The organism is Clostridium sp., assembly GCF_040797585.1.
Taxonomy (GTDB): Bacteria; Bacillota; Clostridia; order Clostridiales; family Clostridiaceae; genus Clostridium_Z.
In genome coordinates this window covers 1-2,069 of record NZ_JBFNEO010000308.1, presented here as the reverse complement: position 1 = coordinate 2,069, position 2,069 = coordinate 1, and the positions used below count along the sequence as shown (strand labels likewise).

The following is a 2,069-nucleotide window of genomic DNA, read 5'->3' as shown; positions in this document are numbered from 1 at the left end:
CTATTAAACAATACTAATCCTAGGGATAAATTTTCATCCTTAGATAATAAATCATTTATTCCAATTAGAGAACTGATACATAAAAAAATAAATACTATTCCTAAAAAAAGCTCTAATGATTTTGGTTTATTAAACCTAACTATTTCTCCTTCATCTTTTTTTCCTTCTTCCCCTTCCTTTCTTCTATAATTCATATAAAATCCTCCCATAATTGGTATCTTACTAAACTATATATTTATTATATAGTTTTTTCTATATTTTTACATTAAAGTTATATATAAATTATTAAAACAAAAATAGGGTTTTTACTATATGTAGTAAAAACCCTATAAAAAGGCTAATTTATTCTATTCCTTTTCCTTTTAGGAATTCATCATAAGTACATTGCTTATCAATTATTCCTTCTCCATTTACCTCTATTATCCTATTAGCAATAGTTTGTATAAATTGATGGTCATGAGATGCAAAAAGTACTACACTCTTAAAGTCCATAAGTCCGTTATTTAAAGCAGTTATGGATTCAAGGTCTAAGTGGTTTGTCGGTTGGTCTAATATAAGTATGTTTGCACTAGATAACATCATTCTAGATAGCATACATCTTACTTTCTCTCCCCCTGATAAAACCTTAGCCTCTTTTAATGCCTCTTCCCCTGAGAATAACATTCTTCCAAGGAAGCCTCTTAAATAACTTTCACTTTGCTCCTCTGAGAATTGACGTAACCAATCCACTAGGGATAAATCACAGTCATTAAAGAACTCTGAGTTATCCTTTGGAAAATATGCATTGGATGTGGTAACTCCCCACTTATATGAACCTTGGTCTGGTTCTAATTCTCCAGTTAATATTTTAAATAATGTAGTTACCCCTATTTCATCACCTACAAAGGCAATTTTATCTTCTCTTCCTATTCTAAAAGTAACATCATTTAAAACCTTAACACCATCTATAGTCTTGCTTAAGTTTTCTACAAATAAAACATCATTTCCAACTTCTCTTTCTGGTTTAAATCCAACAAAAGGATATCTTCTTGAAGAAGAAGGTAATTCATCTATAGTAATCTTATCTAAAAGCTTCTTTCTTGAAGTTGCTTGCTTAGATTTAGATGCATTAGCTGAGAATCTTGCTATAAAGTTTTGAAGTTCCTTTACCTTTTCCTCTTTCTTCTTATTCTGATCCTTAATCATTTGGGCAACTATTTGGCTAGATTCATACCAGAAATCATAGTTACCAACATAAAGTTTAATTTTACCAAAATCCACGTCACATATATGTGTACATACAGTATTTAAGAAGTGTCTATCGTGGGAAACAACAATTACTGTTCCCTCAAAGTCCATTAAAAAGTTTTCAAGCCAATTAATAGCCTTTATATCTAGGTTGTTAGTAGGCTCATCTAGAATAAGAACTCCTGGCTTTCCAAATAAAGCTTGAGCTAAAAGAATCTTAATCTTTTCATCACCTTTAAGCTCATTCATCATTTTGTAATGAAGATCCGTTCCTATTCCAAGACCTTGAAGAAGCATTGACGCCTCAGCCTCAGCTTCCCAACCGTTAAGTTCTGCAAATTCACCCTCAAGTTCTGACGCCTTAATTCCATCCTCATCACTAAAATCAGCCTTGGCATATAAAGCATCCTTTTCTTTCATAATGGAGTAAAGTCTTTCATTTCCCATTATTACTGTTTCTAAAACTTCATATTCATCATATTGATAATGATCTTGCTTAAGTACTGAAACTCTAACATTATTAGGTACTATAATTTCTCCTGTGTTAGCTTCAATTTCGCCTGAAAGTATTTTAAGAAAAGTTGATTTTCCTGCTCCATTGGCTCCTATTACTCCATAACAATTTCCTGGAGTAAACTTTAAATTTACCTCTTCAAATAACTTTCTTGCTCCATATCTTAAGCTTATATTACTTGCTGTAATCATTGGCATTTTCCTCTCTACAAAGATATTTTAATTAAACACTAAGGCTTATTATATCAAAAAACTCAGGTCCTGTCTAAATATAATAATTTTTAAAGAATAATAGGCTCTACAATTTAATGTAGAGCCTATTTGTAAGT

2 protein-coding genes are annotated in these 2,069 nt (G+C 31.1%); both read right to left on the bottom strand.

Annotated features, from left to right (window positions below; all coding sequences use genetic code 11):
• Positions 1–194, bottom strand: a 194-nt coding sequence (locus AB2369_RS13075) for a hypothetical protein (protein ID WP_367666909.1), incomplete at its 3' end; no start/stop codon positions are given.
• A 148-nt stretch (positions 195–342) separates the two neighbouring features.
• On the bottom strand, positions 343–1,932 hold the full coding sequence (locus AB2369_RS13070) for an ABC-F family ATP-binding cassette domain-containing protein (protein ID WP_367666908.1): 1,590 nt from the start codon (positions 1,930–1,932) through the stop codon (positions 343–345).
• Between the last annotated feature and the right edge of the window lie 137 nt (positions 1,933–2,069).